The following is a 21,242-nucleotide window of genomic DNA, read 5'->3' as shown; positions in this document are numbered from 1 at the left end:
CACCACCACCCCCACCACATTCACCACCACCGTCCCCCAGAACACCCCCCGAAACTCCGCCTTGCTGGTCTTGTGCCGCAGTACCTGTTGCGCCAGCAGCGCCCCGGGCCATCCACCCACCAGCGCCAGCAGATGCAGGCTGTTTTCCCGGATTCGCCAGCCACCGCCCACCGCGGCCGATTTGTCCAGGGCATAGGCCATGAAGGCCAACAGGCTGGCCCCCACGTACCAGCCCGCCACCCACAGCGGCGGCCGCCACAGCCAGGCCACGGTGGCGTACACCAGCAGAAAAATGGGAATGGCCAGCCGCGTGGCCAGGCCCCAGGGCGCTGAGCCGGGCCGCTCGCTTCGCCTGGGCGCTTGGCGCACGCGCTGCGTTGTTTGCACGCGCCGCAACTGCACCTGGGTGGCGCGCTTGCCCTTGGGCCCCTGCTCCACCGCAAAGCTCAGCGCCTGATTGACCTGTGGCCGCCCCGCCCCCTTGGGCCAGGCGGATACGTGCACGAACACGCGCTCGCCGCCCTTCGTGGGCTCGATGTAGCCAAAGCCACGGTCGTCGTTCCAGGTGACGAGGGTGCCGTCGAAGCGCATGCGGGTGAAACGCAAAAGGCCCCGGATGGGGCCGGCGCCGCGACTGTACCGGGGATGGCGAAGCCGGTGCCCGCGATCAGCGCGTGCCCAGGGGTCTCATGGCGCCTCCAGTTCGAAGGGCGGCACTACGCGGCCATCGATGTCGGTGAAACCATAGATCCGCGCCAGGTCGCCCACGCGCAGCACCTGTCCGCTGCGCTCCAGCACCTCGGGGTCGCTGGCCAGGGCCACGACGGCGCGGCCGAGGTAGCGGGGCGACTCGGTGCGGGCCAGGGCCGGGCGCTCGCGCCAGTGCGCCTCGTCGGTCTGGTGGCCGGCCAGGACGAACTCGGTGCGCATCCAGCCCGGCGACACGGCCAGCGAGGCGACCCCATGGGGCCTCAGCTCTTGCGCCATGCCGAAGGCCAGGCGCGTCATCGATGCCTTGGCCAGGTCGTAGAACAGGTTGCCGTGCATGTACCGGTCGCGGTCCCAGAAGGTGGTGGTCACGATCAGCCCGCGGCCTTGGCGCACCAGCATCGGCGCGGCCAGCCGGCTGGAGAGGACGTGATGGCGAACGCCGCGATCGAACATCGCATCCCATTGCACCATCGGGCGTTCCCAGAACGGCGCCTGAAACACGCCATCGAAGGCCTCGTGCCCGCCCCAGGCGTTGTTGACGAGCAGGTCGAGGCGGCCCTGTTCGCGCTGCACGCGCTCGAAGAGGGCCCTGACCTGCGCTTCATCGGCGTGGTCGCAGGCGACAGCGATGCCGCGTCCACCGGCGCGCGTCACTTCTTCGGCCGTTTCGTCGATGCTGCCCGGCACGCGGTCGAGGTTCGACAAGGCGGTGATCTGGTCGTAGCCCGGTGCGGCCTGATCGCGCCGGCTGCGCCCGGTGACGTAGACGGTGGCGCCGGCCGCGCCCAGTTCTGTCGCGCAGCCGCGGCCAGCGCCTCGGCTGGCGCCGGTGACGACGGCGATGCAATCGGCAAGTTTCTTCATGGTCTGCAGTGGTGGTGGAGGCTGATGGACCACGACCTTAGGTGAAGCGACCGTTCCCCGTATTGGAAGAATCCGAAACGGCGCGCTGCAGAAGCTGCTGCGGTGTCAGGCCGCAGAGAGAGCGAAACTCGTTGATCAGGTGCGACTGGTCGTAGTACCCGGCGTCCAGCGCCATCTCGGCCCAGCGGGGCGACGCGGCCGTTCGGGCCGTTCGGGCCGTTCGCAACAGGCGCAGCGTGCCGTGAAGGCGTTGCAGGCGGCGCCAGACACCGGGTGTCAGGCCGATGTTCGCGGCGAACAACTGTTGCACCCGCCGTTCGCCGATGTGCAACTCGGCCGCCAGTTCGCGCACGGAGAGGCCGCCCCCCGTGTCGCTCAGACGTCTCGCCGCGTGCTCCACCAGATGGCGCGAGGGATCCGAAGGGCGCTGCAAGGCCTGCAGCGACGCCAACAGGTGCCGTACGCGCGCCGCGTCGTCGTCTGAGGCGGCCAGTTGCTCGGCCAGGTGGCGATGCGCCCTGGGCACGATGTCTTCCCAGGGCACGGTGAGGCCCGCCAGCTCCTTGGCCGGCAGGCCGAAGAGCGCGGGCAATGCCCCGAGGTTCAGCGTGACGGAAAGCCCGTGCACATGCCCGCCCATGGCGAGCAGCACGGCATCGGCCCTGGCCCCGGCGACGTGTACGGTCGCCGCGCCGCGTTGCAACACGATGAGGAGGCGGGACGCCCCGTCGGGCAGCACACGCTCGACGGTTTCATCGCCCTGGGCAAAGCGCTCCTCGTAGGCCATCACGTGGGCGACGGCCGATCGCAGGCGGGCCGGCACGGCGAACGCCGTCAGGGTGTTGGCCGGAACGGTGGTCTCCGGCGCGCACGACGGGTCTTCCGGCAGCCGAATGAACAGGCGTTCGGGCATCCGGGGGCGGACGGTCGGACGGCACGCGCCGGGCTTCAGCGCGCGGGGCGGCTGTCGCCGCGCCAAGCCTTCTCGATGGTGGCCACGTCGATCTTGCGCATGGTCATCATCGCGTCGAAGGCGCGTTTGGCGGCGGCGCGGTCGGGGTCGTTGATGGCATCGGTGAGCACGCGCGGCGTGATCTGCCACGACACGCCCCATTTGTCCTTGCACCAGCCGCATTCGCTTTCCTGGCCGCCGTTGTTGACGATGGCGTTCCACAGGCGGTCGGTCTCGGCCTGATCGTCCGTCGCGATCTGGAAGGAGAAGGCCTCGGACTGTTTGAAGGCGGTGCCGCCGTTGAGGCCGAGGCAGGGGATGCCCATGACGGTGAATTCGACGGTGAGGACGTTGCCTTCCTTGCCCGAGGGGTAGTCGCCGGGCGCGTGCATCACGCGGCCCACGGCGCTGTCGGGGAAGGTCTGGGCGTAGAAGCGCGCGGCGTCGAGCGCGTCGCTGTCGTACCAGAGGCAGATGGTGTTCTTGCTGACCATGGGGGCTCTCCTGGGTGGGTCGATGGACCGGACCATTGTCCGGGCAATCGACGTTCCGCAAAGCCCCCGCGCCAGGGGTTCAGCGCAGGCCGACGCGGTACTTCTCGGCCTGGCGGGCCTGCAGTCGGCCCAGTTCGCTGTCGATGGCGGCGGGGGTGGCCGCCGGCCCGGCGTCCGGGGCGGCGGCGGGCGCGGCCACCACCTGCCGTGGCCCGCCCAGCATGCGCTGCAGGTAGGCGGCCTGTTCGCGCAGCGCCGTGTTGCTGCTGGAGAGCGCCACCTCGAACACCTCGTGGGCGTACTGGGGGTCGGCCAGCATGGTCTGCACGTTGACGTTGCGCCCGAACTCGCGGCGCATGGGCACGACCATCTTGAGGGCGTGCGTGATGAAGTCCGACTGGTGGAAAGTCGTGGTCATGACGGGCTCCGTGGATGATGTGGCCGACGGTCGCTCAGGTGGCGCTTTCGCCGTGTTGCGCCAGATCCAGGCCCACGGCTTCCTGCTTGGCCGTCACGCGCAGGCCGATGAGCAGTTGAACGAGTTTGAGCAGCAAGAAGCTCATCAAGCCCGCGTAGACCATGACCGCCACGGCGCCCGTGAGGTTGACCCACACCGTGGCGGTGACCGGCGCGATGCCGGGCAAGGCGAACACCGGCGTGAGCACGGTGCCCACCAGGCCGCCCACGCCGTGCAGGGCGAACACGTCGAGCGAGTCGTCCACGCCGGTGAGTCGCTTGAAATGGCTCACGGCGAAGAAGCAGCCCACGGCACCGGCCGCGCCGATGCACAGGCCACCGAACACGCCCACGAAGCCCGACGCGGGCGTGATGGCGATGAGCCCCGCGATGGCGCCAGTGGCCATGCCCAGCACGCTCATCTGCTGGCGGCGCAAGATCTCGGCCATGCCCCAGGTGAGCGCGCCGCCCCCCGCCGCCACCTGCGTGACCAGCAGCGCCCCCGAGGCGCGCGTGCCGGCCTCGAAGGCCGAACCCGCGTTGAAGCCGAACCAGCCGGCCCACATCAGGCCCGCGCCCATCACCGTGAGCGTGAGGCTGTGCGGCACCATGGGTTCTTTGCCGAAGCCGCGCCGCGCGCCGCAGGCCAGGGCCGCCGCCAGCCCACTGGCGCCGGCCACCACGTGCACCACGGTGCCGCCCGCAAAGTCCATGTGGCCCATGCTGGCCAGCCAACCGGTGGGGTGCCACACCCAGTGCGCGATGGGCGCGTACACGGCCAGCAGCCACAGCGCGGCAAACAGCATGGTGGCGCCGATGCGCATGCGCTCGGCCGTGGCGCCCAGCACGATGGCGAAGGCAATGATGGCGAAGGCCATCTGGAACAGGAAGAACACCGACTCGGGCACCGTGGGTGCCAGCGGGTGCGCGCCGGCCAGAGGGCCCACCAGGCCTTCGGCCCAGAGCTTGCTCAGGCCACCGATCCAGCCGTTGCCGGCGGTGAAGGCCAGCGAGTAGCCGACGGCGGCCCACAGGAAGGTGACGACACCGATGGCGGCGATGGTCTGCGCCATGATGGACAGCGCGTTTCGTTTGCGCAGCATGCCGCTGTAGAACAGCATGATGCCGGGCATGGTCATCAGGAACACCAGGACGGTGGACACCAGCATCCAGGCGGTGTCGGCGCCCTGGATGGCGGGCATGGCGTTTGTACTCATGGATCGCTCCTCGCGGTTGGGTGGAGGCGGTCAATGTGGAAGCACGTCCTGCCGCGCCAGTCAATCGGCCGATCAATGGGGCGCCACTCGCCGCCGAGCCGGCGCGTCTACTGCGGACGCAGGTGGGCGGAAGTCACACCGCGACAAGGCTTGGCCATTTGCATGATGAACCCGCGGGTGCCCGCGCCTTGACGCGGATCAAGCGGCGCTCTCGGAACCCGCTGGCCCGTGCGCCACCGCCCGACAAGTTGATGCGCATCAGACGCACGCGGACCAGGCTTTTTAAAGTGAATTGCAGCAGGCGCGATTGGCCTGTTCACCCACCACAGGAGACCCCATGCCCACCCGACGCACCACGACCCTGACGCTGCTGGCCACCGCCGCGGCGGCCACCGCCCTCCTCACCACCGGCTGCGCCAGCGCCCCGCCGAGGGCCGAGAAGATGGTGGCCGACCCGATGGGCACCGTCACCACCTACCACCGCAAAAGCTCGGGTAGCCTGGGCAACTTCGACGGCAAGGTGGTGTGGACGCACGCGCCCGCCACCTGGCAGGGCAAACCGGCGATTGCCTTCGGCGCGCCGCAAGCCGGCGTCGCGCTGCACGACCCCACCACCTTCGACGTGGTGGCCTACCTGCGGCCCGACGGCTCGCCGTTCTCGGCCTTCGAGCCGCCCATGGGTTACCGCTGGCCGCTGGAGGTGGGCAAGACCTGGACCTCGCGCCACGACGTGACCAACTTCGTCACCGGAAACAAGCAGACGATCACGATCCAGTGGAAAGTGGTCTCGTACGGTGACGTGACGGTGCCGGCCGGCACTTTCAAGGCCTGGAAGCTGCAATGGACCGACAGCCTGGGCGAGGCGGAAACGCGCTGGGCCGCCCCGGCCGAGGGGCTGGCCACCATCAAGCGCCACGTCGAGCGACCAGCTTCGCATCCGCAAGGCGCGGGTGTGCTGGACGCGGAGTTGCTGTCGCGCGTGCGGCCCACCAAGTGACGCGCACACGGGCCTGCACAACTGCGCTCTCGGGTCGCTGACAACAAAAAGGCCGGCGCCTTGCGGAGCCGGCCGGTGCGCCAGGGCACAGCGCCTTACTTGCCGCCGCGCGCCTTCGCCACCGCGGCCTGCGTTTCCTTCCACAGGTCCTCGCCCACGTTGGCGGCGATGCCGGCGTTCACGCTGGTCAGCTTCTCGCGCATGCGGTTGGCCTCGGCGGGGCTCAGCTGGTTGATCTGCATGCCCTTGCCCTTGAGGTCGGCCAGCGCCTTGTCGGCTTCGGCGCGGGTGTCCTTGCGCTCGAAGTCGCGGCTCTTCACGGCGGCGTCCATCAGCACCTTCTGCTCGTCCTTGCTGAGCTGGTCCCACCACTTCTTGCTCACGGTGACGATCCACGGGCTGTAGACGTGGTTGGTCACCGTGAGGTACTTCTGCACCTCGTAGAACTTGCTGGAGAGGATGGTGTTGTACGGGTTCTCCTGGCCGTCCACCGTCTTGGTCTCCAGCGCGGTGAAGAGCTCGGAGAACGGCAGCGGCACGGCGTTGGCGCCCAGGGTCTTGAAGCTGTCGATGAAGACGTTGTTCTGCATCACGCGCAGCTTGATGCCGTCCAGGTCTTCCAGCTTGGCCACGGCGCGCTTGTTGTTGGTGAGGTTGCGGAAACCGTTCTCCCAGTACACCAGGCCCACCAGGCCTTTGTCCTGCAGCTTGTCCATCACCTTCTGGCCCACGGGGCCGTCGAGCACGACGTCGGCCTCTTGCGCGTTGTTGAAGAGGAAGGGCGTGTCCCAGATGGCCATTTCCTTGGTGATGCCCACCAGCGTGGCGGTGGAGCCGACCATCATTTCCTGCGCGCCGCCGATGAGGGCCTGCTGCATCTGCACGTCGGAGCCGAGCGCGGCGGCGCCGATGGCGCGCACCTTCATCTTGCCGCCCGAGGCCTTCTCCACCTCTTGCGCGAACAGCTTGGTGGCGCGGCCCTGGTTGGAGTCTTCGTTGAGGCCGTAGCCGAAGCGGATGAGGCGCGGCTTGATGTCTTGCGCGTGCGCAAGGCCGCCGGCCACGGTGGCCAGGGCCACCGACAGCGTGATGGCGAGTTGCTTGAGTTTCATGGTCATCTCCTGGGTTGTTGGCGGCCGATCCGGAAAGTGTGGCCGCCGGGTGAAATCGGAACGGGTGTCAGGAACGGGTGTCAGAACATCCACTTGAGCGGCTGCAGCACGATGGCCGGGAAGGCGATCAGCAGGGCCAGCATGGCGATGTAGACGAGCAGGAAGGGCGTGACGCCGCGGATCACCGGCTCCATGCGCAGCCCGCCCACGCCGGCCACCACGTTGAGCACGGTGCCCACGGGCGGCGTGAGCAGGCCCAGGCAGCCGACGAAGATGAAGACGAAGCCGAAGTACACCGGGTCGATGCCGGCCTTGGCGGCCAGCGGCGCGAGCACGGGCCCCAGGATCAGGATGGTGGGCGTGAGGTCCATCACCATGCCCACGGCCAGCAGGAACACCGCCACCACGGCCATGAACAGCATGGGGTTCTGCAGCAAGGGGCCCATGACGCCAGCCAGTTCGTTGGGCAGGTCGGCCAGGGTGATCATGTAGCTGGCGGCCGTGGCCGCGCCGCACAGGAACATCACCACGCCGGTGGTGCGGCCCGCGTCCACGAACACGCGGTACAGGCCGGCCACCGTGAGTTCGCGGTACACGAACATGGCCACGATGAGCGCGTACACGGCCGCCACCACGGCGGCTTCGGTGGGCGTGAAGATGCCCAGCCGCAGGCCTCCGATGATGATGACCGGCATGAACAGCGCCCAGATGCTGGAGGCCAGCACGCTGCGGCGGTGCGGCCAGTCGGTCTTCTCGGCCACGGGCAGGTGTTCCTTGCCCGCGATGCGGCGCCACACCAGCACCAGGCTCACGGCCATCAACAGGCCGGGCACGATGCCGGCGAGGAAGAGCTTGCTGATGGAGGTGTTGGTGGTCACCCCGTAGATGACCATGGGCATGGACGGCGGGATGATGGGCGCGATGATGCCGCCCGAGGCGATGAGGCCGGCGCTGGTGCCTTCGGGGTAGCCCTGCCGGCGCATCATGGGCAGCAGCAGTGTGGCCAGCGCGGCGGTGTCGGCGATGGCCGAGCCGCTCATGGACGCGAGCATGACGGAGGCCGCGATGGCCACGTAGCCCAGGCCACCGGGGATGTGGCCCACGAAGGCGCGCGCCAGGTCAATGATGCGGCGGCTGAGGCCGCCGGCGTTCATGAGCTCGCCGGCCAGGATGAAGAAGGGCACGGCCAGCAGCGGGAAGCTGTCGAAGCCGGCCTGCACGTTCTGCGCGAGCAGTTGGGCGTCGAAGAAGTCGAGGTGCACCATCAGCGCCAGCGCGGTCAGCATGAGCGCGAAGGCGATGGGCACGCCCACCGTCATGGCGGCGAAGAGCACCAGCAGGAAGAGCGCGATGGTCATGGTGCGACCTCCGCGCCGCGCAACTCTGCCACGGCCTGCACCACCAGCAGCAGCGCCATGCAGATGCCCATGACGAAGATGGCGCCCGCCGCCAGCGACAGCGGGTAGTTCATCACCGGGCTGTGGCTGTTCATGCCCACCAGCACCTGCGTCCAGGCGCCGCTGATGAGGTAGTACAGCGCCAGGGCGATGAGCGCGCGCGTGAGCCAGCGCATGGCCGCCGCGGGCTTGCCGCTCAGGCGCGCGGTGACCAGGTCGAAGCCGAGGTGCTTGCCCTCGGCGAAGGTGAGCGTGGCGGCGATGGAGACCAGCCACACGAACAGCAGGCGTGAGAGTTCTTCCGACACCACCCAGCCCGTGCCCCACACGTAGCGCAGCACCACGTTGCCGAACACCGCCACCACCATGCCCAGCAGGCACAGGGCCAGCAGGCCTTCGGCCAGGTGTTTGATCGCGTTCAGGGCCTTCATGCGCGCGCCTCCTCGCCCGGGGCGGGCACGGAACGCACCCAATGCGCCACGGCGTGCACGAGTTCGGGCAGCGGGCGCGTGGCGTCCAGCGCCAGCACGCCGGGCTCGGCACTGGGGTCTTCCAGTGCCTCGAACTGGCTGTCGACCAGGCTCACCGGGAACAGGTGGCCGGGGCGCGCGGCCACGCGATCGCGCGCCTGTTCGCGGCTGAGCTGCAGGAACACGAAGCGCAGGCCCGGCGCGGCGGCGCGCAGACGGTCGCGGTAGCGGCGCTTGAGCGAGGAGCAGGTGAGCACCACGCCGTCGGTGCGTGCGGCGAGTTGCACGGCCAGGGTGTCGAGCCAGGCGGCGCGGTCGTCGTCGCTGAGCGCCATGCCGCCGCGCATCTTGGCGACGTTGGCGGCCGGGTGGAAATCGTCACCCTCCAGCAGCGGCAAGCCCAGGGCGGCCGCGCTCTGCTGGCCAAGGCTGGATTTGCCGCAACCGGCCACGCCCATGACGACGAGGCGGGTGGGAACGGGGGTCAAGGTCATTTGGTAGCGCTGTCCAATGAATCCGAAAGAAACGGCCCTGGGGTCAGGACCGTTTGCGGGCTTCGTTTTGCCTCTGAATGCGGGCTGATCTGTGTGATGATCAGGGCGAATCCGGATGCGAAGTCCGCTATGGTAGCGCTATCCTATCCCTCACTTTGTCACCCCCTGGACAGGGAAAACCCTTGCCTCCGACCACCGCCAACCCCGAACGCCGCCGCCGCCCCAGCGGGCGCATCACCCTGCAGGACGTGGCCCGCGAGGCCGAGGTGAGCCCCATCACCGCCTCGCGCGCGCTGCGCGGCGAACGCGGCGTGGCCGCCGAGCTGGTGGCGCGCGTGAAGGCCGCCGCCGATCGCCTGGGCTACGTGCCCGACCCCGCCGCGCGCGCCCTGGCCTCGGCGCGCGGCACGCAGGTGCCGGTGCTGGTGCCACTGCTGTCCAACGCGCTGTTCGTGGACGTGATCGAGGCGGTGCACCGCGTGTTGCTGCCGCACGGCTACCAGCCCCTCATCGGCGTGACGCACTACGACCCGATGGAGGAAGAGCAGTTGCTGCGCGCCTACCTCGCGCAGCGCCCGGCGGGCGTGCTGCTCACCGGCTTCGACCGCACCGAGGCGGCGCGCCAGATGGTGGCGGCCAGCGGCATGCCCTGCGTGTACCTGATGGAGTTGACCGACGCGCCGGGCGTGCACTGCGTGGGCTTTTCGCAGCAGGACGCGGGGCACGCCATCACGCAACACCTGCTGGACCGCGGGCGGCGGCGCATCGCCTTCGTGGCCGCGCAACTGGACCCGCGCGTGCTGCAGCGCGCCGAGGGCTACCGCCGCTGCCTGCGCGCCGCCGGCCTGTACGACGCGCGACTGGAGCTGCTGAGCCCGCAGCCTTCGTCCATGCGCCTGGGCGGCGAGCTGTTGGAGGACCTGCTGCGCACGCGGCCCGAGGTGGACGCGGTGTTCTTCTGCAACGACGACCTGGCGCAGGGCGGCCTGCTCACCGCGCTGCGCCTGGGCGTGAAGGTGCCGGACCGGCTGGCGGTGGCCGGCTTCAACGACCTGTCGGGCAGCGAGCAGATGCTGCCGCCACTGACCACGGTGCGCACGCCGCGCCGCGCGATTGGCGAGACGGGGGCGCGCATGCTGCTGTCGTTGCTGCGCGGGGAGGCGGTGGCGTCGAACAGCGCGGACCTGGGGTTCGAGCTGGTGGTGCGCGGCAGCAGTTGAGCGGCCGCGCGGACCGCGCCGCGGCGGCCGGCTCGCCCACTGGTCGACGGGCTACGAGCGCAGCGCCGCGACGGCCAGGCGCAGGGCCTTGTCCTGAAGCAGATCGGCGCAGGAGGACAAGGACCGGGCGCTGAGCGCACTCAAGCCACTCGAGGCGTCATCGAGTCGCATCGAACGAAAATTATCGAGCGTGGCGGACACAGCCCACAGAGCGGTGGTGTCCTTGATCGCGCTGTTCAAGCGGTCGTCGAGCTGACCAAACAAGGCACTTCGCAGCGCGGAACCGCCTTTGATCAGACAGTCTTTCGAACGCGCCAGGGCCTCACGCAATTCGTTCGGGAAGGGGCCCTTCTCGCTGCCATCGACCCGAAACCGCACCGACTGCAATTCGGGATGTTTGTGCAGAGTGGCCAGCAGCGCGCTCAGTTGGAGGGGGTCGGTGCCGCTCGACAGATTCAGATCCAGCGTGTTCAGTTGCACATCCTCGCGCGCCAGCAACGTGGTCAACGACGCGATGTCGGTTGTGTCGACCAGCCCCGTCATTTGCAGTTGAAGTGGGCAGGCACCGAGATCCTTGTCGAGCGAGAGGGCGAGTACGTCCGAGCTGTTCCGCACGCAGCGCTCGGACCGCACTTCGCTTGGCGCGCTTGCCGCCCCTTGTGACGCAGCCTCAGGCTGCTGCTGGATGCCGATTGACCGACAACCGCTGGTACGTGGCGAGTTCACGGGGGAGGATTTCGTTGAAGACAGCATGTGTTGGGCTCCTGATGGGGGCTGAAATACAAGGACAAAGGCCGGCGTGAGTGGGCAACCCGGACCGTTCAAATCCAGTGCAGACACACAAGTCATGGAAACTTGAGCGACCTGCACACGTCAGCCTTCCTGCTTACTCGCTCGGGTACCAAGTCCCACGCTGTTACAGCTGGCAACCACACTGGCAAGGCTTCGCTACAGAGGCCCGCGCCCGGGGACCGACAATCCACCCCCATGCCCATTTCCCTTGCCCGACGCCCCGTGCTAGTCCTGGCACTGGTCGCCCCCCTGCTGGCGGTGCCACCACTCGCTGCCGCGCCCTTCGAGCTCCCCTCGCTCGACCCCATCGTCCACTACCAGCCCAAGCTGCCGCTGCAGGTGCTGACGGCCGATGGCGAAGAGATCGCGCAGTTCGGCGCCGAGCGGCGCGAGTACGTGCCGCTCAAGCAGATCCCGCTGCAGTTGCAGCAGGCCGTGCTGGCCGTGGAGGACGCCCGCTTTCGCGAGCACTCGGGCGTGGACCCGAAGGGCATGGCGCGCGCGCTGGTGGCGGCCATCACGGGCGGGCGCAAGCAGGGCGCGTCCACCATCACGCAGCAACTGGTGCGCACGATGCTGCTGACGCGCCAGTTCTCGGCCGAGCGCAAGGCCAAGGAGATCTGGCTGGCGCTGAAGCTGGAGAACGAGCTCTCCAAGGACCGCATCCTGGAGATCTACCTGAACGAGATCTTCCTGGGCCAGCGCGCCTACGGCTTCGCCGCCGCCGCGCACACCTACTTCGGCAAGCCGCTGGACAAGCTCACGCTGGCCGAGAACGCCATGTTGGCCGGCCTGCCGCAGAACCCGTACTACGCCAACCCGGTGGCCAACTTCCAGCGCGCCACGCAGCGCCAGCGCGTGGTGCTGGAGCGCATGCGCGCCACTGAGGTCATCACCGAACAGCAACTCGCCCAGGCCAAGGCCGAGAAGCTGCAACTTCGCACACCGGGCCAGCGCAGCGTGCACGCCGCGCACGTGGCCGAGATGGCGCGCCAGGCGGTGGTGGAGCGCTTCGGCACCGAGGCGTATTCCAAAGGCCTGCGCGTGACCACCTCGCTGCTGGCGGCCGATCAGCGCGCCGCGCACGCGGCGGTACAGCGCGGCGTGCTGGCCTTCGACCGGCGCGGCGTCTGGCGCGGGCCGGAGGACACCGAATCGCTGCCCGCCGGCAACGGCGCCGAACTGGAACGCGCGGCCGCCGAGGCGCTGAAGGACCACCGCGACGACGAGACCCTTCGCGTGGGCATCGTGCTGGACGCCAGCCCGAAGGCGCTGCAGGTGCAGCTCGCCAGCGGTGACCGCATCACCGTGCAGGGCGAAGGCCTGCGCTGGGCGCAGCGCGCGCTGGGCCCCCAGGCCAAGGCGCCGCTCAAGATCGAGCGTGGCGCCATCGTGCGCGTGGTGAGCACGGGCAAGACCAAGGACAGGAAGCGCAATGTCTGGGCCATCTCGCAATGGCCCGAGGCGGAGGCGGCGCTGGTCGCCATGGACCCACGCACCGGCCGCATCCGCGCGCTGGTGGGTGGGTTCGACTTCACGCGCCAGCCCTTCAACCACGTGACGCAGGGCTGGCGCCAGCCGGGCTCGGCGATCAAGCCGCTGCTGTTCTCGGCGGCGCTGGAATCGCGGGTGATGCCGGCCACCGTGGTGGACGACCTGCCCTTCACCGCCGCCAATGGCTGGAGCCCGACCAACAGCAACGGCCAGCACCAGGGGCCCATCAGCGTGCGCGAGGCGCTGGCGCGATCGAGCAACCTGGCCAGTGTGCGCGTGCTGCAGCACACGGGCACCGCGAACGCGCGCGACTGGCTCGGCCGCTTCGGCCTGGACCCGGCGCGCCAGCCCGACGACCTGACGCTGGCCCTGGGCACTGGCAGCGCCACGCCGCTGCAGATGGCACAGGCCTATGCGGTGCTGGCCAATGGCGGCTGGCGCGTCTCGCCCGTGGTGATCGAGAAGATCACCGACGCGCAGGGCAAGGTGCTGTTCGAGGCGCCGCCACCGGTCGAGCTGAGCGATGACACGCGCGCCATTCCCGCGCGCAACGCCTACGTGATGGGCAGCCTGCTCAACGAGGTGACGCGCAGTGGCACCGCCGCGCGCGCCCAGGCCGTGCTCAAGCGCACCGACATCTACGGCAAGACCGGCACCACCAACGACGCGGTCGACGCCTGGTTCGCGGGCTACCAGCCCACGCTGGCGGCCACCGTGTGGGTGGGTTACGACCAGCCGCGCAGCCTGGGCCGCAGCGAATCGGGCGGGCGGGCCGCGCTGCCGATCTGGATCGACTACATGGGCGCGGCGCTCAAGGGCCAGCCGGTGGTGCCGCCGGCGGCACCGCCCGCTGGCCTGGTGCGCGAGGGCGAGGACTGGCTCTATGCCGAGTGGCGCGACGGCGGCTGGGTCTCGCAGATATCGGACACCGCGGGCACGCAGTACAAGACCACCCTGGGCGGCGAGATCGGCAAGCTGTTCGACTCCATTGGCAACTGGCTGCGCAGCGGCGCACCCGCAACCCAGCCGACGCCGCCGACGGATTGAGGCGCTTCAGGCCTTGTAGCGAACCAGCATGGACGGCGTGGCCGGTACCTCTGGCACCGCCGACCGCGCACGCAAACGGTTCACCTGGTCCATCGGCGCCGGGCCTGCCTGCCTCGCCTCCAGCTCCCTGTTCAAGTCGTTGATCAGTTCAAGGTCCGCCGCAGCCCGCAGGCGTGAGCGCGTGTAGCGCGTCAGCTCGTCGTCGGTCAGTTGGCCCTTGGCCATGAACCGGCCCAACTCGGCCAACTGGGCTTCACGACGCGCCGCATCGGCCTTGCGGTGCGTCCGCCGAGACACCTGGGCCAGGTGCGCGGCATCGCGCACGGACAACCACTGGTTCCTGGCCATGCAGTGCCACACATCGTCCACCAGCTTCAGCTCCAGGCTGAAGAACGCCTTGGCGCCGTTCGAGTGAAACGCTTCCCACCACGCGTCTTCCCGCCACGCGTCTTCCAAAGACCAATTCAGCGTGCGCGAGTCGTCCAGCTGCCATTGAACGCGCAACTCGATCGAGAGCGCTTTCAACGGCCAACGAACCGGCCTGGAGAGGCTGGAGACCCAGTCGCCCCACCCGCCGGACGACAGGGACTCGTTGCTGTCAAAGGTGATGTGCAGCGTCTGCGTCTCGTGCCCGGGTTCCAACCATTGGTTCAACTGGTTCTGCAGCGCGGAGGACACCTCCGCTGTGGACCTTTTTTCCTCATGGAAGTGGAGGATCACCCGTTGGGTCCGGCGCAAGGCAGACACGCAACCGTCGCGGCCCAGCACCTTCCATTCGCCAGAGCGGGGCATCAGCAGATGCAAGGCGTGGGATGACCAGGTCTGCAGACACGCAATGGCGACAGGCAGTTGCCTGGCAAAGGCGTGGACGTTGAGGCGCAAGTGCTCCAGCGGGTGGGCAAACGGCAATGGAAGAACGCCGTTCCTTGGCCACGTGACCGACGTGGCCGTCCAGTTGCTGATGCTCAGATCCCTCAGGTAGCGCGCTTTCGAGAGGGCGCTGAGCAGACGGCCCGTGGCACGGGCGTCAACATCGACGCACATGACCACATGGAATTTGGCCACCTGCACGCGGCGATCGCGCAGCAGTCGGCACGCCGCGCCGAGCCGCTTGATCGGCTTCACGTCGACGTGAACCCACACGGCGATTCCGATCCGCCTCAGCAGATGAATCTCGCGTTGGGACGGAAAGTGATTGACGAATGACAGGTACACGTCCGGGCACACCGTCTTCAATGCCTGGAGCAGGTGGCACTCCCCATGCCTGAACGCGCCCCATGCCATCCGCTCCAAGGGGTCCACCAGCGTCTGGTGAATCCCCATCGTGCCGTGGCTCCAGCTGTCCTGCCAATCGACCTTCTCGAAGAACGCGCGCCACCAACGGTCCTGCTCGGGTTGCCAGTCGGCATCCCGCACCAGGTAGCGACGGACCTGGAGCGACAGCCTCACGCAAACGGGCGACTGGGCGAAGAGTTGGCGCTTGACCGCCGACAAGCGCCCCGACGGCAACTGGGACACCTCGATCTCCAGTGACGCGAGATGCGGCAAGCCATCCAGCACGGCCAACAGTTCAGCCAGTGCCGCGACCGGCATGTCCTCGAGCAAGGTGAACCGCAAGGCGTGAACCTGCCGGGGTGCCAGGCGCAAGGCGTCGATGAAGTCCTGAATATTGCTGGCGCCAACGCCCTCTTGCAGCAAACGGGTGATGACGGCCGGCGCCTCGGTCGGCTCACTCGGCGGCACGGGGTCCGCCGTGTGAAGGCCACGCGAAACAGGGACGTGACGGGACGACAGAAAACGACAGCGATTCATGCGTGGGTCGGCAGGTGGAGCGGATCGCGCCCGGGCACCCCTGGGTCAAGCCTCGGTGCACCCGGTTCCGGGTCGGCACCAGAATTGAGCCAACGCAAACAAGTACAAGCGCCCCACGCGAAAGAGGGTTCACGCCCCCTCCGCTCGCCCCACGCTGGCGCTGGCTCAGCCCGCCAACCGCCGCGCGTACTCCGCTTCCAGGCGCGTGTGGTGCTCCCAGTAACGGGGGCGCACCTCGCCCTTGACCCGCGTGACCAGCAGGTCCAGGTGCGCGTGCCAGCCGGCCGAGACGCTGAGCATGTCTTCCATGCCGGCCAGGCGCTGGTGGGTGATGACCAGGCGCACGCCACCGTGCGATTCACTCAGCTCGTAGCGCACCTCGCCCTGCCCGCCCCAGGTGTGGGCCAGCAGGCGCGGCGGCTCGCAGGCCGTCACCACACCTTGCAGTTGAGCGCTCTCGGCCATGTCGGCGTATTTGGGCGGCGCGGGGTCGTCGGCGTAGGTCAGTTCCTTGTGGCGGAACTCCAGGCGCACCTGGCCGCCCACGCGCTGCTCCAGCGTGCCGCGCGCCATCCATTGCTCGCGCTTGTCGTTCTCGGTGATCCAGGCCCAGATGTCCTGCAGCGTGCCCGGCAGTTGGCGTTCGATGCGCACGGTGTCGTTCGACACGCGCTCGCCGTAGGGGTTGTTCGTCGTCATGGTTTTCTCCGCTTCGTTGGGGAATGCGCGGCGCGCACCAGGCGCTCGAGGGCATCGACGCGCTCGGTCCAGAACCGCTCGTAATGGCGCAACCACTCCATGCCCGCGTGCAGCGGCTGGGCGTCCAGGCTGCACGTGTGCGTGCGGCCCTGCACCGTGCGCTTCACCAGGCCCGCGCGCTCCAGCACCTGGATGTGCTTGGAGGCCGCCGCCAGCGACATGTCCAGCGGCGCGGCCAGCTCGCTCACCGACAGTTCCTCGCTGGCCAGGCGCTGCAGCATGTCGCGGCGGGTGGGGTCGGCGAGGGCCTTGAAGACGGCGTCGAGATCGGGGGAATATTGCTCAACCATGAAGTTGAATATATCCAGGCATCGCCGGATATTCAACTACATGGTTTAGCTTCCTGACGAACGGTCGCGGCCATGAAAAAAGCCGGCGCAAGGCCGGCTTCGTCACGAGGCGCTGCGCGCTCAGGCGGCGCAGAGCCGCGCCTTCGCCTCCGCGTACTCGCGCTTGAAGCGCGCCACCAGGTCGCCCGCGCCCATGACCTCGCGGATCGCGCCGATGCCCTGGCCGCAACCCCAGATGTCGCGCCAGGCCTTGGCCGCGTTGGCGCCTTCGCCGGTGGAGAAGTTCATCTTGCTCGGGTCGCTCTGCGGCAGGTTCTCCGGGTCCATGCCGGCGTTGCGGATGGAGCCCTTGAGGTAGTTGCCGTGGATGCCCGTGTAGAAGTTGCTGTAGACGATGTCGTCGGAGTTGCTCTCCACGATCATCTGCTTGTAGCCCTCCACCGCGCGCGCCTCGTGCGTGGCGATGAAGGCCGAGCCGATGTAGGCGAGGTCGGCGCCCATGGCCTGCGCGGCCAGGATGGCGCCGCCCGAAGAGATGGCGCCCGACAGGGCCACCGGGCCGCCGAACCACTCGCGGATCTCCTGGACCATGGCGAAGGGGCTCTTCACGCTGGCGTGGCCACCCGCGCCCGCCGCCACGGGGATCAGGCCGTCGGCGCCCTTCTCGATCGCCTTGTGCGCGAACACGTTGTTGATGACGTCGTGCAGCACGATACCGCCCCAGGCGTGCACGGCCTGGTTCACGTCCTCGCGCGCGCCCAGGCTGGTGATGACGATGGGCACCTGGTACTTGGCGCACAGCGCCATGTCCTGCTCGAGCCGGTCGTTGCTCTTGTGCACGATCTGGTTGATGGCGAAGGGCGCGGCCGGGCTGTCGGGGTGGGCCTTGTTGTGCGCGGCGATGCCCTCGGTGATCTCGGCCAGCCACTCGTCGAGCTGCGAGGCGGGGCGCGCGTTGAGCGCGGGCATGGCGCCCACCACGCCGGCCTTGCACTGCGCCAGCACGAGCTTGGGGTTGCTGATGATGAACAGCGGCGAGCCGATCACCGGGAACTTGAGGTTCTTGAGGACCGGGGGCAGGTAACGCTCGGGTGCGGGCATGGTGTCTCCGTGGGGGTGGATCGGTGGCAACGGATCAGAAGGCTTCGATGGCCATCGCCGTCACGCCCTCGGCGCCGTCGACGATGGAGGCCGCCACGCCAGGCGCGCGGCTGAGGATGTGGTCGGCGTAGAAGCGCGCGGTGGTGATCTTCGCGTCCATGAAGGCCTTGTCCTGTCCCTTGGCCGACAGGCCTTCCGCCACCAGCAGCGCGCGCGCCAGTTGCCAGCCCGCCATCAGGTTGCCCGCCAGCATGAGGTAGGGCACGCTGCCCGCGAAGGCGGCGTTGGGGTTGCCCCTGGTGTTGGCGGCAATGAAGTCCACCGCCTGCTCGAAGGCCTCGCGCGCGGCCGTGAGGCGCTTGCCCACGGCCTGGGCGTTGGCGCTGCCTTTCGCCAGCTCGCCCTCGGTCTGGCGGATCTGCGCGGCGATGGCCTTGGCCACGGTGCCGCCGTCGCGCGCGGTCTTGCGGCCGACGAGGTCGTTGGCCTGGATGGCGGTGGTGCCTTCGTAGATGGTGAGGATCTTGGCGTCGCGGTAGTGCTGGGCCGCGCCGGTTTCTTCGATGAAGCCCATGCCGCCGTGCACCTGCACGCCCAGGCTGGTCACCTCCAGGCTCATCTCGGTGCTGTAGCCCTTCACCAACGGCACCAGGAATTCGTAGAAGGCCTGGTTCTGCTTTCGCACCTCGGCGTCGGCATGGTGGTGCGCGGCGTCGTAGGCGGCGGCGGCCACGCTGGCCATGGCGCGGCAGCCCTCGGTGGCGGCGCGCATGGTCATCAGCATGCGCTTCACGTCGGGGTGGTGAATGATGGGCGCGGCGGTGTTCATGCTGCCGTCCACCGGGCGGCTCTGCACGCGGTCGCGCGCGTACCCCACGGCCTGCTGGTAGGCGCGTTCGCTGATGGCGATGCCCTGCACGCCGACAGCGTAGCGCGCGGCGTTCATCATGATGAACATGTACTCGAGGCCGCGGTTCTCCTGGCCCACCAGCGTGCCGATCGCGCCGCCGTGGTCGCCGTACTGAAGCACGGCCGTGGGGCTGGCCTTGATGCCCAGCTTGTGTTCGATGCTCACGCAGTGCACGTCGTTGCGCGCGCCGAGGCTGCCGTCCTTGTTGACCAGGAACTTGGGCACGGTGAACAGGCTGATGCCCTTGACGCCTTCGGGCGCGCCCGTCACGCGCGCCAGCACCAGGTGCACGATGTTGTCGGCCATGTCGTGCTCACCGTAGGTGATGAAGATCTTGGTGCCGAAGATCTTGTACGTGCCGTCGGGCTGCGGCTCGGCGCGCGAGCGCACGGCGGCCAGGTCCGAGCCGGCCTGCGGCTCGGTGAGGTTCATGGTGCCGGTCCACTCGCCGCTGATGAGCTTGTGCAGGTAGGTGGCCTTTTGCTCGTCGCTGCCGGCGGTCAGCAGGGCCTCGATGGCGCCGTCGGTGAGCAGCGGGCACAGCGCGAAGCTCAGGTTGGCGCTGTTGAGCATTTCGCCGCAGGCCGAACCGATGGTCTTGGGCAAGCCCTGGCCGCCGAAGTCCACCGGGTGCTGCAGACCCTGCCAGCCGCCTTCGGTGTACTGGCGGTAGGCGTCCTTGAAGCCGGGCGTGGTGGTGACCACGCCGTCCTTGATGGACGAGGGCTTGAGGTCGCCCTCGCGGTTGAGCGGCGCCACCACGCCCTCGTTGAGCTTGGCGCATTCCTCGAGCACGGCCTGCGCCGTCTCCAGGCCCGCGTCCTCGAAGCCGGGCAGTTGGGCCACCTGGTCGATGCGCGCCAGGTGCTCGATGTTGAACAGCATGTCCTTGAGGGGGGCGGTGTAGCTCATGGCTCAGTGTCTCCAGGGGTGCGCGAATGCAGAAAAAAGGGCATCGCGCGCGATGCCCTTGGGGGTGCTCTTCAAATCAGAGCGCCTTGACCAGCTCAGGCACGGCCTCGAACAGATCGGCCTCCAGCCCGTAGTCGGCCACCGAGAAGATCGGCGCCTCCGGGTCCTTGTTGATCGCCACGATCACCTTGGAGTCCTTCATGCCCGCCAGGTGCTGGATGGCGCCCGAGATGCCCGCGGCGATGTAGAGCTGCGGCGCCACGATCTTGCCCGTCTGGCCCACCTGCAGGTCGTTGGGCGCGTAACCCGCGTCCACCGCCGCGCGGCTCGCGCCAATGGCCGCGCCCAGCTTGTCCGCCAGCGGCGTGATCACTTCCGTGAACTTCTCGCTGCTGCCCAGCGCCCGCCCGCCCGAGACGATGATCTTGGCCGCCGTGAGCTCGGGCCGGTCGCTCTTGGCGATCTCGCTGCCCACGAAGCGGCTCTTGCCCGAGTCGGCCACCGCGTTGGTGGTCTCCACCGCCGCGCTGCCACCCGTGGCCGCTGCCGCATCGAAGCCCGTCGTGCGCACCGTGATCACCTTCTTCTCGTCCGTGCTCTGCACGGTGGCGATCGCGTTGCCCGCGTAGATCGGGCGCTCGAAGGTGTCCGGGCTCACCACCTTGGTGGCGTCGCTGATCTGCGCCACGTCCAGCAGCGCGGCCACGCGCGGCGCCACGTTCTTGCCGGCGGCCGTGGCGGGGAAGAGCAGGTGGCTGTAGGCCGGGGCCAGTTCGACCACCTGCGCGGCCACGTTCTCGGCCAGGCCGTGGTTGAGCCCTTCGGCGTCGGCGTGGATCACCTTGGCGACGCCCGCGATCTGCGCGGCGGCCTTGGCCGCTTCGCCCGCGTTGTGGCCTGCGACGAGCACGTGCACGTCGCCGCCGCACGCCAGTGCGGCGGTCACGGTGTTGAGGGTGGCGCCCTTGATGGTGGCGTTGTCGTGTTCGGCAATAACCAGTGCAGTCATGTCAGTTCTTCCTCAGATCACCTTGGCTTCGGTCTTCAACTTGGAGACGAGGGTGGCCACGTCGGGCACCTTCACCCCGGCGCCGCGCTTGGGCGGCTCGCTCACCTTCAGGGTCTTGATGCGCGGCTTCACGTCCACGCCCAGGTCTTCGGGCTTGAGCGTCTCCAGCGGCTTCTTCTTGGCCTTCATGATGTTGGGCAGCGTCACGTAGCGCGGCTCGTTCAGGCGCAAATCCGTGGTGATGACGGCGGGGGTGCTGATCGACAGGGTTTCAAGACCACCGTCCACTTCACGGGTGACCTTGGCCTTGTCACCGTCGATCTCGACCTTGCTGGCGAAGGTGGCCTGCGGCAGGCCGGCGAGTGCGGCCAGCATCTGGCCCGTCTGGTTGCAGTCGTCGTCGATGGCCTGCTTGCCCAGGATCACCAGACCCGGCTGTTCCTTGTCGACCAGGGCCTTGAGCAGCTTGGCCACGGCCAGGGGCTGCAGCTCCTCGGACGTCTCCACCAGGATGGCGCGGTCCGCGCCGATGGCCATGGCCGTGCGCAGGGTCTCCTGGCACTGGGTGACGCCGCAGGAGACGGCGATCACCTCGGTGGCTGCACCTTTTTCTTTCAGGCGCACCGCCTCTTCCACCGCGATCTCGTCGAACGGGTTCATCGACATCTTCACGTTGGCGATGTCGACGCCGCTGCCATCGCTCTTCACGCGGACTTTGACGTTGTAGTCGAC

Annotated in this window: 21 protein-coding genes; 3 read left to right on the top strand and 18 right to left on the bottom strand. The window is 68.6% G+C overall.

From position 1 onward, the window contains the following. From BN948_RS23590 to BN948_RS23565, 6 genes are all read right to left on the bottom strand, one after another. Window positions 1-606 (bottom strand): cold shock and DUF1294 domain-containing protein (locus BN948_RS23590; RefSeq protein WP_238327254.1); only part of this gene is annotated, 606 nt, incomplete at its 3' end. Between the two features lie 81 nt (window positions 607-687). Next, window positions 688-1,575 carry an SDR family oxidoreductase gene (locus BN948_RS23585; protein WP_009518189.1) on the bottom strand — a complete coding sequence of 296 codons (888 nt, stop codon included), beginning with the start codon at window positions 1,573-1,575 and terminating at the stop codon, window positions 688-690. Window positions 1,576-1,612: 37 nt separating this feature from the next. After that, on the bottom strand, window positions 1,613-2,488 hold the full coding sequence (locus BN948_RS23580) for a helix-turn-helix domain-containing protein (RefSeq protein ID WP_009518190.1): 876 nt from the start codon (window positions 2,486-2,488) through the stop codon (window positions 1,613-1,615). Window positions 2,489-2,523: 35 nt separating this feature from the next. Beyond that, entirely contained in the window at window positions 2,524-3,021 is a 498-nt protein-coding gene (locus tag BN948_RS23575) for a VOC family protein (protein ID WP_009518192.1), read from the bottom strand. Between the two features lie 79 nt (window positions 3,022-3,100). Beyond that, window positions 3,101-3,439 carry a hypothetical protein gene (locus BN948_RS23570; RefSeq protein ID WP_009518193.1) on the bottom strand — a complete coding sequence of 113 codons (339 nt, stop codon included), beginning with the start codon at window positions 3,437-3,439 and terminating at the stop codon, window positions 3,101-3,103. A gap of 34 nt (window positions 3,440-3,473) precedes the next feature. Next, the gene (locus BN948_RS23565) at window positions 3,474-4,694 is read right to left on the bottom strand and encodes an ammonium transporter (protein ID WP_009518194.1); all 1,221 of its coding nucleotides are present in this window, start codon (window positions 4,692-4,694) and stop codon (window positions 3,474-3,476) included. A 337-nt stretch (window positions 4,695-5,031) separates the two neighbouring features. Between BN948_RS23565 and BN948_RS23560 the strand changes: the two genes are divergently transcribed. Then, complete coding sequence (locus tag BN948_RS23560; RefSeq protein WP_009518195.1) at window positions 5,032-5,691, top strand: hypothetical protein; 660 nt, start codon at window positions 5,032-5,034, stop codon at window positions 5,689-5,691. A 95-nt stretch (window positions 5,692-5,786) separates the two neighbouring features. Here BN948_RS23560 and BN948_RS23555 read toward each other — a convergent pair whose 3' ends face one another. The 4 genes from BN948_RS23555 to BN948_RS23540 form a co-directional block, all read right to left on the bottom strand. Next, complete coding sequence (locus BN948_RS23555) at window positions 5,787-6,803, bottom strand: TRAP transporter substrate-binding protein (protein WP_009518197.1); 1,017 nt, start codon at window positions 6,801-6,803, stop codon at window positions 5,787-5,789. A gap of 80 nt (window positions 6,804-6,883) precedes the next feature. Then, window positions 6,884-8,161, bottom strand: a complete 1,278-nt coding sequence (locus BN948_RS23550; protein WP_009518198.1) for a TRAP transporter large permease — start codon at window positions 8,159-8,161, stop codon at window positions 6,884-6,886. Further along, window positions 8,158-8,631 (bottom strand): TRAP transporter small permease, encoded by a 474-nt coding sequence (locus BN948_RS23545; protein WP_009518199.1) that lies wholly within the window; start codon window positions 8,629-8,631, stop codon window positions 8,158-8,160. Before BN948_RS23545 ends, BN948_RS23550 begins: the two co-directional genes overlap by 4 nt. Beyond that, window positions 8,628-9,164, bottom strand: a complete 537-nt coding sequence (locus BN948_RS23540) for a gluconokinase (protein WP_009518200.1) — start codon at window positions 9,162-9,164, stop codon at window positions 8,628-8,630. The genes BN948_RS23545 and BN948_RS23540 overlap by 4 nt, the downstream gene beginning before the upstream one ends. Before the next feature lie 182 nt (window positions 9,165-9,346). Between BN948_RS23540 and gntR the strand changes: the two genes are divergently transcribed. Continuing rightward, a complete protein-coding gene (gene gntR, locus BN948_RS23535) occupies window positions 9,347-10,384 on the top strand; it encodes an HTH-type transcriptional regulator GntR (RefSeq protein ID WP_009518201.1) in 1,038 nt (345 codons plus the stop codon). 51 nt (window positions 10,385-10,435) lie between these two features. Here the strand turns inward: gntR and BN948_RS23530 are convergent, their stop codons facing one another. Next, window positions 10,436-11,137 carry a hypothetical protein gene (locus tag BN948_RS23530; protein WP_138820065.1) on the bottom strand — a complete coding sequence of 234 codons (702 nt, stop codon included), beginning with the start codon at window positions 11,135-11,137 and terminating at the stop codon, window positions 10,436-10,438. Window positions 11,138-11,371: 234 nt separating this feature from the next. Between BN948_RS23530 and BN948_RS23525 the strand changes: the two genes are divergently transcribed. Continuing rightward, the gene (locus BN948_RS23525) at window positions 11,372-13,717 is read left to right on the top strand and encodes a penicillin-binding protein 1A (protein WP_009518205.1); all 2,346 of its coding nucleotides are present in this window, start codon (window positions 11,372-11,374) and stop codon (window positions 13,715-13,717) included. A 6-nt stretch (window positions 13,718-13,723) separates the two neighbouring features. Here BN948_RS23525 and BN948_RS23520 read toward each other — a convergent pair whose 3' ends face one another. From BN948_RS23520 to BN948_RS23490, 7 genes are all read right to left on the bottom strand, one after another. Further along, on the bottom strand, window positions 13,724-15,460 hold the full coding sequence (locus BN948_RS23520; protein ID WP_035624245.1) for a hypothetical protein: 1,737 nt from the start codon (window positions 15,458-15,460) through the stop codon (window positions 13,724-13,726). A gap of 234 nt (window positions 15,461-15,694) precedes the next feature. After that, a complete protein-coding gene (locus tag BN948_RS23515) occupies window positions 15,695-16,228 on the bottom strand; it encodes an SRPBCC family protein (RefSeq protein WP_009518207.1) in 534 nt (177 codons plus the stop codon). Then, the gene (locus BN948_RS23510) at window positions 16,225-16,578 is read right to left on the bottom strand and encodes an ArsR/SmtB family transcription factor (RefSeq protein WP_009518209.1); all 354 of its coding nucleotides are present in this window, start codon (window positions 16,576-16,578) and stop codon (window positions 16,225-16,227) included. Before BN948_RS23510 ends, BN948_RS23515 begins: the two co-directional genes overlap by 4 nt. A 120-nt stretch (window positions 16,579-16,698) precedes the next feature. Then, window positions 16,699-17,679, bottom strand: coding sequence for an NAD(P)H-dependent flavin oxidoreductase (locus BN948_RS23505; protein WP_009518210.1), 981 nt, complete (start codon window positions 17,677-17,679; stop codon window positions 16,699-16,701). A gap of 34 nt (window positions 17,680-17,713) precedes the next feature. Further along, window positions 17,714-19,501, bottom strand: coding sequence for an acyl-CoA dehydrogenase (locus BN948_RS23500; protein ID WP_009518211.1), 1,788 nt, complete (start codon window positions 19,499-19,501; stop codon window positions 17,714-17,716). A gap of 76 nt (window positions 19,502-19,577) precedes the next feature. After that, the gene (locus BN948_RS23495; RefSeq protein WP_009518212.1) at window positions 19,578-20,510 is read right to left on the bottom strand and encodes an electron transfer flavoprotein subunit alpha/FixB family protein; all 933 of its coding nucleotides are present in this window, start codon (window positions 20,508-20,510) and stop codon (window positions 19,578-19,580) included. A 12-nt stretch (window positions 20,511-20,522) separates the two neighbouring features. After that, window positions 20,523-21,242 (bottom strand): electron transfer flavoprotein subunit beta/FixA family protein (locus BN948_RS23490; protein ID WP_009518213.1); only part of this gene is annotated, 720 nt, incomplete at its 5' end.

It is taken from the genome of Hydrogenophaga intermedia, assembly GCF_000723405.1.
GTDB classification, from domain to species: domain Bacteria; phylum Pseudomonadota; class Gammaproteobacteria; order Burkholderiales; family Burkholderiaceae_C; genus Hydrogenophaga; species Hydrogenophaga intermedia.
This window is presented reverse-complemented; position numbering and strand designations above follow the sequence as displayed.

Excerpts from the sequence above, each read along its gene's own strand:
- BN948_RS23545 (WP_009518199.1), bottom strand. The coding sequence starts at position 8,631 with ATGAAGGCCCTGAACGCGATCAAACACCTGGCCGAAGGCCTGCTGGCC.
- BN948_RS23495 (WP_009518212.1), bottom strand. The coding sequence starts at position 20,510 with ATGACTGCACTGGTTATTGCCGAACACGACAACGCCACCATCAAGGGC.
- BN948_RS23500 (WP_009518211.1), bottom strand. The coding sequence starts at position 19,501 with ATGAGCTACACCGCCCCCCTCAAGGACATGCTGTTCAACATCGAGCAC.
- BN948_RS23530 (WP_138820065.1), bottom strand. The coding sequence starts at position 11,137 with ATGCTGTCTTCAACGAAATCCTCCCCCGTGAACTCGCCACGTACCAGC.
- BN948_RS23525 (WP_009518205.1), top strand. The coding sequence starts at position 11,372 with ATGCCCATTTCCCTTGCCCGACGCCCCGTGCTAGTCCTGGCACTGGTC.
- BN948_RS23515 (WP_009518207.1), bottom strand. The coding sequence starts at position 16,228 with ATGACGACGAACAACCCCTACGGCGAGCGCGTGTCGAACGACACCGTG.
- BN948_RS23565 (WP_009518194.1), bottom strand. The coding sequence starts at position 4,694 with ATGAGTACAAACGCCATGCCCGCCATCCAGGGCGCCGACACCGCCTGG.
- BN948_RS23505 (WP_009518210.1), bottom strand. The coding sequence starts at position 17,679 with ATGCCCGCACCCGAGCGTTACCTGCCCCCGGTCCTCAAGAACCTCAAG.
- BN948_RS23555 (WP_009518197.1), bottom strand. The coding sequence starts at position 6,803 with ATGAAACTCAAGCAACTCGCCATCACGCTGTCGGTGGCCCTGGCCACC.
- BN948_RS23560 (WP_009518195.1), top strand. The coding sequence starts at position 5,032 with ATGCCCACCCGACGCACCACGACCCTGACGCTGCTGGCCACCGCCGCG.
- BN948_RS23540 (WP_009518200.1), bottom strand. The coding sequence starts at position 9,164 with ATGACCTTGACCCCCGTTCCCACCCGCCTCGTCGTCATGGGCGTGGCC.
- BN948_RS23580 (WP_009518190.1), bottom strand. The coding sequence starts at position 2,488 with ATGCCCGAACGCCTGTTCATTCGGCTGCCGGAAGACCCGTCGTGCGCG.
- BN948_RS23570 (WP_009518193.1), bottom strand. The coding sequence starts at position 3,439 with ATGACCACGACTTTCCACCAGTCGGACTTCATCACGCACGCCCTCAAG.
- BN948_RS23585 (WP_009518189.1), bottom strand. The coding sequence starts at position 1,575 with ATGAAGAAACTTGCCGATTGCATCGCCGTCGTCACCGGCGCCAGCCGA.
- BN948_RS23550 (WP_009518198.1), bottom strand. The coding sequence starts at position 8,161 with ATGACCATCGCGCTCTTCCTGCTGGTGCTCTTCGCCGCCATGACGGTG.
- BN948_RS23510 (WP_009518209.1), bottom strand. The coding sequence starts at position 16,578 with ATGGTTGAGCAATATTCCCCCGATCTCGACGCCGTCTTCAAGGCCCTC.
- BN948_RS23575 (WP_009518192.1), bottom strand. The coding sequence starts at position 3,021 with ATGGTCAGCAAGAACACCATCTGCCTCTGGTACGACAGCGACGCGCTC.